Genomic DNA, 8400 nt, shown 5'->3' with positions numbered 1-8400 from the left:
GGGGATTTACCCACTACAGAAATTATAGAGCCATAATAGGAAGATAACTTGAAAAAATAAAATAGTTCAGTGAACTATTTTATCCCGAACCTTGAATCTCAAAAGTTCGGCCGTTGATTTAACAACGTTTTAAGCCCCTCGGATTTTATCCGAAGGGCTTTTTTTCTGTTCAGGGGGCAAAAATATTAAGAAATTATTTCACACATAAATTCCCTGTATTTTCACTATTCTAGGTGGAAATTCAAGATTTTTAAGCATATTTTTGGTATAATAATACCCAGGAAAAACTAGAGAAAAGAAGGAGGTAGAGATGGAAAAGTATTTATCGGTTACAACTTTGACCAAGTATTTAAAAATGAAATTCGATAAAGACCCCTATTTGGAACGGGTCTATTTAACTGGTCAAGTCTCTAACTTCCGTAAGCGTCCAACCCATCAGTATTTTTCTCTTAAGGATGACCGAGCAGTTATTCAGGCAACCATTTGGTCGGGGGTCTACCAACGTTTAGGTTTTGAACTGGAAGAAGGTATGAAGATCAATGTAGTTGGTCGTGTTCAAGTCTATGAACCAAGCGGAAGCTATTCGATTATTATTGAAAAAGCTGAACCAGATGGTGTTGGTGCATTGGCTATCCAATTTGAACAGCTTAAGAAGAAACTGGCAGAAGAAGGTCTTTTTCAAGAACACTTTAAACAATCTTTACCACAATTTTCAAAAAAAATAGGTGTGGTGACCAGTCGAAGTGGTGCTGTTATCCAAGATATCATCACTACAGTCAGTAGACGTTTCCCTGGTGTGGAAATTGTCCTATATCCTACTAAAGTTCAAGGTGAGGGTGCTGCAGAGGAGATTGCTCGTAACATTGCTAGAGCCAATGAACGAGATGACTTAGATGTTCTGATTATCGGCCGTGGTGGTGGATCCATTGAAGATCTTTGGGCCTTTAACGAAGAAATTGTAGTTCGAGCAATTTTTGAATCTCGTTTACCGATTATTTCGAGTGTAGGTCATGAAACGGATGTCACTCTGGCTGATTTTGTAGCTGATAAGAGAGCGGCAACGCCGACAGCTGCTGCTGAACTCGCTACACCAGTAACAAAGTTAGACCTATTGACCTATCTTCAGAATCAAGAGAAGCGGATGACTACAGCTGTTAAACATACTTTATCAAAGAAACAAGAAGCTTTGAGAATCCTCAGTCAATCGGTCATCTTCAGACAACCAGAGCGTTTATATGACGGTTATCTACAACGCTTGGATCAGTTACAGCTACGACTGAAGCAAGGACTGAATGCTGAATTGGTTCGAAATCAACAAAAGGTTCAAGAACAAATCCACCGTTTGGAACAATTATCACCAATCATCAAAATCCAGCGTTATCAGGATCGTATTTTCCAACTGCAAAAACTAATGCGTAGCCAGATGGCTGTGACCTATGATGCAAAAGTAGCAGAAGTAAAACGCCTATCAGAAGCTCTCCTTATGCTAGATACTAGTCGAATTGTAGCCAGAGGTTTTGCAATTGTCAAAAAAGGAGAAGTTGTAGTGGCTTCTGCGAAAGATTTGAAAGAAAATGACCAAGTATCACTGTTGATGCGGGACGGTCAGGTAGAATTAGAGGTTAAAGATGTCAAAACAAAAGAAATTTGAGGAAAATCTAGCAGAGCTTGAGACTATTGTTCAAAGCTTAGAAAATGGTGAAATTGCTTTAGAAGATGCTATTTCTGCTTTTCAAAAAGGAATGGTTCTTTCAAAAGAATTGCAAGCAACACTTGATAAAGCAGAAAAGACCTTGGTTAAAGTCATGCAAGAAGATGGAACAGAAAGCGAACTTCTATGAACAAGCAAGAAAAATTAGCTTTGGTCGAGTCAGCTCTTGAAGACTTTTATGGAGACCAACAATTTGCATCAAACTTGAGAGAAGCCGTTCTTTATTCCATACATGCAGGTGGTAAAAGGATTCGCCCATATCTACTTCTAGAAGTTTTGGAGTCTTTGCAAGTGTCTATCGCACCAGCCCATGCTCAAGTTGCAGCGGCACTAGAAATGATTCACACAGGTAGTTTGATTCATGATGATCTACCTGCTATGGATAATGATGATTTTCGTCGGGGGCGTTTGACCAACCATAAGGTGTATGGTGAAGCTCTAGCTATTTTAGCAGGGGATGCGCTTTTTTTGGATCCCTATGCTTTAATTGCTCAAGCTGATTTGCCGAGTCAAACAAAGGTTGATTTAATAGCTAATTTATCACTTGCTTCTGGAAGTATGGGGATGGTGGCTGGACAAGTTTTAGATATGGAAGGCGAAGGAAAACATTTGAATTTAGAGGAACTTCAGACTATCCATGCTAATAAGACTGGTAAACTTTTAGCCTTTCCTTTCCAAGCGGCTGGTATCATTGCTGGATTGGATGAAAAACTTCAGAAGCAGCTTAAAAAAGTTGGCGAGTTGATTGGGCTTGCTTTCCAAGTGAGAGATGATGTGCTTGATGTTACCGCTAGCTTTGAGGAAATCGGCAAAACACCCCAGAAAGATTTGCAAGCCGAGAAGTCAACCTATCCTGCATTGTTGGGATTAGACCAGGCGATAGCGTTTTGCAATCAAACCTTGGATCAAGCTAATGCGAAACTTGAAGAGATTAGCCAGGTTGTGATCTTTGACAAAGAACCAATTGTGAAAATAGTAGAAAGTTTGAGAATCAATGGCTAAGGAAAGAGTAGATGTATTAGCTTACAAACAAGGTTTATTTGAAACGAGAGAACAAGCCAAACGAGGTGTTATGGCTGGTTTGGTAGTCGCTGTTATAAATGGCGAACGATTTGATAAACCAGGAGAAAAAATTCCTGACGATACAGAGTTGAAACTCAAGGGCGAGAAACTTAAGTATGTCAGTCGTGGTGGCTTGAAACTTGAGAAGGCGCTAGATATTTTTGATCTATCAGTTGAGGGACAAACGACCATTGATATCGGAGCTTCAACTGGAGGTTTTACGGATGTCATGTTGCAAAATGGTGCTAAACAAGTTTTTGCAGTTGATGTTGGTACTAACCAACTGGCATGGAAATTACGCCAAGACCCTCGTGTTGTCAGTATGGAGCAGTTTAATTTCCGTTATGCTGAAAAGACCGACTTTAATCAGGAACCAAGTTTCGCAAGTATCGATGTCAGTTTTATTTCTCTAGGCCTTATTTTGCCAGCCTTACACCGTATTTTAGCCGATCAAGGTCAGGTTGTGGCTCTAGTTAAGCCTCAATTTGAGGCTGGTCGAGAACAGATTGGTAAAAATGGAATTATCAGAGATGCCAAGGTTCACCAAAATGTTTTAGAATCAGTTACTAAAATGGCAGTTGATGAAGGATTTTCAGTCTTAGGATTGGACTATTCTCCTATTCAAGGTGGTCATGGGAATATCGAGTTTTTAGCCTATTTGCGAAAAGAAGATCACGCAATCAATCAGGTTACTTCTGAAATAGAAAAAATAGTGGAGAAAGCACATAGAGAATTTAAAGATGAATAAAAAAGAGCGACTTGAGAAGATTAGAAGATTTGTTACAGATTATCAAATCGGCACACAGGAAGAAATCGTTGAACACTTGAGAGAAGCTGGTATCTCTGCTACTCAAGCAACAGTCTCCCGAGATATTAAAGAATTAGGTATTGTAAAAATTCCATTGAAAGACAATACTTACATTTATGAATTACCAAAATCAATCGTTAGAAGCTTGCAATTGGCAGAAAACAATATTATTCATGCTGAACGCATGGGGAATATGATCAATTTGCAAGTTATTCCAGGGAATACTGTTTTCGTCAAGAGTCAGTTGTTGACTGTTTTTTCTGACCAAATTTTTAGCTGTATTGCTGATGATAATTCCATCTTGATGGTATTGAGAAGTGAAGAAACAGCCAAAGATATTTTTGAGCAAGTTAAAAATTGGTAGGATTATATGTTACTGGAAATTTCGATTAAAAATTTTGCTATCATCGAATCAATTTCTCTGAATTTTGAACAAGGGATGACAGTTTTAACTGGTGAAACAGGTGCGGGTAAATCAATCATTATTGATGCTATGAATATGATGTTAGGAGCTCGAGCTACAACAGAGGTTATTCGTCATGGGGCTCCCAAAGCAGAAATTGAAGGTCTTTTTTCAATTGAAAGTACTCGCGCGCTAGAAGAAATTTTTGATGAACAAGGATTAGAATTGAGTGATGAAATCATTATTCGTCGCGAAATTTTACAAAACGGTCGGAGCATCAGTCGTGTCAATGGACAGATGGTTAATCTTTCAGTATTAAGGACGATTGGTCAACAGCTAGTTGATATCCATGGTCAACATGACCAAGAGGAGTTAATGCGCCCACATCGACATATCCAGATGTTGGATGAGTTTGGGGACACTTCTTTCTTTGAATTAAAAGAAGCCTATCAGATGAGCTTTGATAACTATCGCCGTATGCGTAAGCAAGTGCTTGACATCAAAAAAAATCAGCAGGAACACAAGGCTCGTATTGAAATGTTGGAATTTCAGATTGCTGAGATTGAAGCAGCTAATTTGAAAACTGGTGAAGATATTGTCCTTAATCAAGAAAGAGACAAACTACTGAACCATAAACATATTGCCGATACTTTAACAAATGCTTATAGTATGCTTGATAATGAAGAATTTTCAAGCCTTGCAAATGTTCGTTCGGCCATGAATGATATGGAAAGTCTTGAAGAGTTTGATCCAGAGTATCGTGAGATTTCAAGCTCCCTTTCTGAATCCTATTATGTTCTAGAAGATATAACCAAGCGATTGGAATCCATTATCGATGATTTAGATTTTGATGGTAATCGTCTGATGCAGGTTGAAAGTCGACTAGATTTGATTCATACCATTACCCGTAAGTATGGTAGTAGTGTAGATGATGTCCTTGAATACTTTGCCAAGATTACAGACGAATACAATCTTCTAACAGGAAATAATCTATCTTCTGAAGATATGGAAATCGAACTCAAGAAACTTGAAAAAAATCTTGTGGACCTAGCAGGTCAAGTTGCTCAGGCTCGCCATAAAATAGCGCAGGACTTAGAAGCTGAAATCAAGCAAGAATTGCAAGACCTTTACATGGAGAAAGCACAATTTCAAGTTCGTTTTAGTCAAGGAAAATTCAGTCGTGAAGGTAATGAGAGTGTTGAGTTTTACATTTCAACCAATCCTGGAGAAGATTTTAAACCTTTAGTAAAAGTAGCTTCTGGTGGAGAGTTGTCTCGTCTCATGCTAGCCATTAAGTCTGCCTTTTCTCGAAAAGAAGGCAAGACTAGCATTGTCTTTGATGAAGTAGATACGGGAGTTTCAGGTCGTGTAGCTCAAGCCATCGCACAAAAAATTCACAAAATTGGACAGCACGGTCAAGTATTAGCTATTTCTCACCTTCCTCAAGTTATTGCGATTGCAGATTATCAGTTCTTCATCGAAAAGATTAGCAATGAATATTCGACCGTTTCAACAGTTCGCTTGCTGACAGTTGAAGAAAGAATTGAAGAAGTCGCTAAGATGTTGGCTGGGGAGAATGTGACGGAAGCAGCATTGAATCAAGCGAGAGAATTATTACAAAGTAAGGAGAAATAAATGACAGACTATTATGTAATTGGTGATGTCCACGGAAAAGCTGGAATGTTAGAAGACTTACTTAAAACATGGGATGGCGAGACTCAATTGCTCTTTCTTGGAGATTTGATTGATAGAGGAGAAGATAGCCGCCGTGTTCTTGAAATGGTCAAGGATTTGGTTGATAACCAAGGTGCTATCTGCTTATCTGGGAACCACGAGTATATGTTTTTAACTTGGTTAGACAATCCAGAAGAGAGTTACGATCACTACCGTAGAAATGGTGGGGATACAACCATTAATTCCATTTTAGGCCGTCCACTAGATGCACCAGTAGATGGAGTAGCAGATGCAAAGCGTGTTGAGACAGAAGCAGCAGACTTAGTGGAGTTTATCCGTCAGATGCCTTTTGTCATTGAAACAGATAAGTATATCTTTGTTCATGCCGGTATTGATTTGACTTTGGATGATTGGCATGATACTACCGATTATAAGAAGGTATGGCTCAGAAAACCATTCCACGAAGCCGAAAATCATACTGGGAAAACCATTGTCTTTGGTCACACACCAGTTTATGGCTTGTTACAGCAAGAGCGTGGTACAGCTGAGCTTTGGACTACAGAAGATGGTAAGATTGGGATGGACGGAGGAGCTGTCTATGGTGGTGTCCTTCACGGGATTGTCTTTACAGATCGAGGAATGACAGAACACCACTTTATCGAAAATGACGGCTTTGTTGCTGAAGATTAGTACTCCTAGCAGGGTATGGTCTTGTCAAAATGTTAAAAACAATTTATAATAAATAGATACCCTGAAAGGAAGAGAATCATGAACTTAGAAGAATTGAAAAAACGACAGGAGAAGATCCGTAACTTCTCTATTATTGCTCATATTGACCATGGGAAGTCAACCCTAGCAGATCGCATTTTGGAAAAGACAGAGACGGTTTCAAGTCGTGAAATGCAAGCTCAGCTTTTGGATAGCATGGATCTAGAACGGGAACGTGGGATTACCATTAAGTTGAATGCCATCGAGCTGAATTATACTGCAAAAGATGGGGAAACTTATATTTTCCATTTGATTGACACGCCGGGGCACGTGGACTTTACCTATGAAGTTTCACGTTCGCTAGCTGCCTGTGAGGGAGCGATTTTGGTGGTCGATGCCGCTCAAGGTATTGAGGCTCAAACCCTTGCCAATGTGTATCTAGCCTTGGACAATGATTTGGAAATCATGCCAGTCATTAACAAAATTGACCTACCAGCTGCAGATCCTGAGCGCGTGCGTACAGAGATTGAAGATGTCATTGGTTTGGATGCCAGCGAAGCAGTCTTAGCATCAGCTAAAGCTGGTATTGGTATCGAAGAAATTCTCGAGCAAATCGTGGAAAAAGTGCCAGCACCAACGGGTGATGTGACGGCGCCACTTAAGGCCTTGATTTTCGACTCAGTTTACGATGCTTACCGTGGGGTTATCCTCCAAGTGCGTGTCATGGACGGAGTGGTCAAACCTGGTGATAAGATTCAGCTCATGAGCAATGGTAAGACCTTTGATGTGACCGAAGTCGGTATTTTTACACCAAAAGCAGTTGGTCGTGATTTCCTTGCGACTGGTGACGTTGGTTATATTGCAGCTTCTATCAAGACGGTTCAGGACACTCGTGTGGGTGATACCGTTACCTTGGCAACCAATCCTGCGGCAGAGCCCTTACATGGCTACAAGCAGATGAATCCTATGGTCTTTGCGGGTCTCTATCCAATTGAGTCAAACAAGTACAATGACCTACGTGAAGCACTTGAAAAATTGCAACTGAATGATGCTAGTCTTCAGTTTGAACCAGAAACATCTCAGGCACTTGGATTTGGTTTCCGTTGTGGTTTCCTTGGACTTCTCCATATGGATGTAATCCAAGAACGTTTAGAGCGTGAATTCAACATCGACCTCATCATGACAGCTCCGTCTGTTATCTATAAAGTCAATCTGACAGACGGCGAGTCTATGGATGTGTCTAACCCATCTGAGTTCCCAGACCCAACTAAGATTGCGACCATTGAAGAGCCTTATGTTAAAGCGCAAATCATGGTACCACAGGAGTTCGTCGGAGCAGTAATGGAATTGGCTCAGCGTAAGCGTGGTGACTTTGTGACGATGGACTATATTGATGACAATCGTGTCAATGTTATCTATCAAATTCCACTGGCTGAAATCGTCTTCGACTTCTTTGATAAGCTTAAGTCTTCGACACGTGGTTACGCTAGCTTTGACTACGAATTGTCAGAGTATCGTCCATCTAAGCTGGTCAAAATGGACATCCTTCTCAATGGAGACAAGGTGGATGCTCTTAGCTTTATCGTTCACAAGGACTTTGCCTACGAACGTGGAAAACTCATCGTTGATAAGCTCAAGAAAATCATTCCTCGTCAACAATTTGAGGTGCCAATCCAAGCAGCAATTGGACATAAGATTGTGGCTCGTACAGATATCAAGGCCCTTCGTAAGAACGTTCTTGCCAAGTGTTATGGTGGTGACGTTTCACGTAAACGTAAACTTCTCGAAAAACAAAAAGCTGGTAAGAAACGCATGAAAGCCATCGGTTCTGTAGAAGTGCCTCAGGAAGCCTTCCTCAGCGTCTTGAGTATGGATGAAGAATAGTTGAGATCTCAAGAAAAAATAAGATAAATATAAAATAATGATTTTTTAAGTGGCTGGGCAAAAAGTCAATTTTCTCCGAAAATGAAAAAAATATAACGCATAGTATCAAGGTTTTCAACACCTGATATTATGCGTTTTTCTGATTTTAAA

The 8400-nt window shown here is 40.0% G+C and carries 8 protein-coding genes; all 8 read left to right on the top strand.

Features of this window, described 5'->3' with window-relative positions; genetic code table 11:
• Nucleotides 1–310 precede the first annotated feature (310 nt).
• The 8 genes from xseA to lepA all read left to right on the top strand — a co-directional run bounded on the left by xseA (nt 311) and on the right by lepA (nt 8250).
• Nucleotides 311–1651: an exodeoxyribonuclease VII large subunit gene (gene xseA, locus HMPREF2837_RS09455; protein ID WP_049548483.1), complete on the top strand. Its 1341-nt coding sequence runs from the start codon at nt 311–313 to the stop codon at nt 1649–1651.
• Complete coding sequence (locus HMPREF2837_RS09450; RefSeq protein WP_049548484.1) at nt 1629–1841, top strand: exodeoxyribonuclease VII small subunit; 213 nt, start codon at nt 1629–1631, stop codon at nt 1839–1841. The genes xseA and HMPREF2837_RS09450 overlap by 23 nt, the downstream gene beginning before the upstream one ends.
• A complete protein-coding gene (locus tag HMPREF2837_RS09445) occupies nt 1838–2713 on the top strand; it encodes a polyprenyl synthetase family protein (RefSeq protein ID WP_049548485.1) in 876 nt (291 codons plus the stop codon). Before HMPREF2837_RS09450 ends, HMPREF2837_RS09445 begins: the two co-directional genes overlap by 4 nt.
• Complete coding sequence (locus HMPREF2837_RS09440) at nt 2706–3521, top strand: TlyA family RNA methyltransferase (protein ID WP_049548486.1); 816 nt, start codon at nt 2706–2708, stop codon at nt 3519–3521. Before HMPREF2837_RS09445 ends, HMPREF2837_RS09440 begins: the two co-directional genes overlap by 8 nt.
• Nucleotides 3514–3945, top strand: a complete 432-nt coding sequence (locus tag HMPREF2837_RS09435) for an arginine repressor (protein WP_049548487.1) — start codon at nt 3514–3516, stop codon at nt 3943–3945. The genes HMPREF2837_RS09440 and HMPREF2837_RS09435 overlap by 8 nt, the downstream gene beginning before the upstream one ends.
• A 6-nt stretch (nt 3946–3951) precedes the next feature.
• On the top strand, nt 3952–5619 hold the full coding sequence (recN, locus tag HMPREF2837_RS09430) for a DNA repair protein RecN (protein ID WP_049548488.1): 1668 nt from the start codon (nt 3952–3954) through the stop codon (nt 5617–5619).
• Entirely contained in the window at nt 5620–6348 is a 729-nt protein-coding gene (locus tag HMPREF2837_RS09425; protein ID WP_049548489.1) for a metallophosphoesterase family protein, read from the top strand.
• A 78-nt stretch (nt 6349–6426) separates the two neighbouring features.
• Nucleotides 6427–8250: a translation elongation factor 4 gene (gene lepA / locus HMPREF2837_RS09420; RefSeq protein ID WP_001047207.1), complete on the top strand. Its 1824-nt coding sequence runs from the start codon at nt 6427–6429 to the stop codon at nt 8248–8250.
• The last annotated feature ends 150 nt before the right edge of the window (nt 8251–8400 follow it).

It is taken from the genome of Streptococcus sp. HMSC071D03, assembly GCF_001812125.1.
GTDB lineage: Bacteria > Bacillota > Bacilli > Lactobacillales > Streptococcaceae > Streptococcus > Streptococcus pseudopneumoniae_N.
The sequence above is the reverse complement of the archived record's forward strand: the minus strand, read 5'-3'. Positions and strand labels throughout refer to the sequence as shown.

Excerpts from the sequence above, each read along its gene's own strand:
- xseA (WP_049548483.1), top strand. The coding sequence starts at position 311 with ATGGAAAAGTATTTATCGGTTACAACTTTGACCAAGTATTTAAAAATG.
- HMPREF2837_RS09450 (WP_049548484.1), top strand. The coding sequence starts at position 1,629 with ATGTCAAAACAAAAGAAATTTGAGGAAAATCTAGCAGAGCTTGAGACT.
- HMPREF2837_RS09445 (WP_049548485.1), top strand. The coding sequence starts at position 1,838 with ATGAACAAGCAAGAAAAATTAGCTTTGGTCGAGTCAGCTCTTGAAGAC.
- HMPREF2837_RS09440 (WP_049548486.1), top strand. The coding sequence starts at position 2,706 with ATGGCTAAGGAAAGAGTAGATGTATTAGCTTACAAACAAGGTTTATTT.
- HMPREF2837_RS09435 (WP_049548487.1), top strand. The coding sequence starts at position 3,514 with ATGAATAAAAAAGAGCGACTTGAGAAGATTAGAAGATTTGTTACAGAT.
- recN (WP_049548488.1), top strand. The coding sequence starts at position 3,952 with ATGTTACTGGAAATTTCGATTAAAAATTTTGCTATCATCGAATCAATT.
- HMPREF2837_RS09425 (WP_049548489.1), top strand. The coding sequence starts at position 5,620 with ATGACAGACTATTATGTAATTGGTGATGTCCACGGAAAAGCTGGAATG.
- lepA (WP_001047207.1), top strand. The coding sequence starts at position 6,427 with ATGAACTTAGAAGAATTGAAAAAACGACAGGAGAAGATCCGTAACTTC.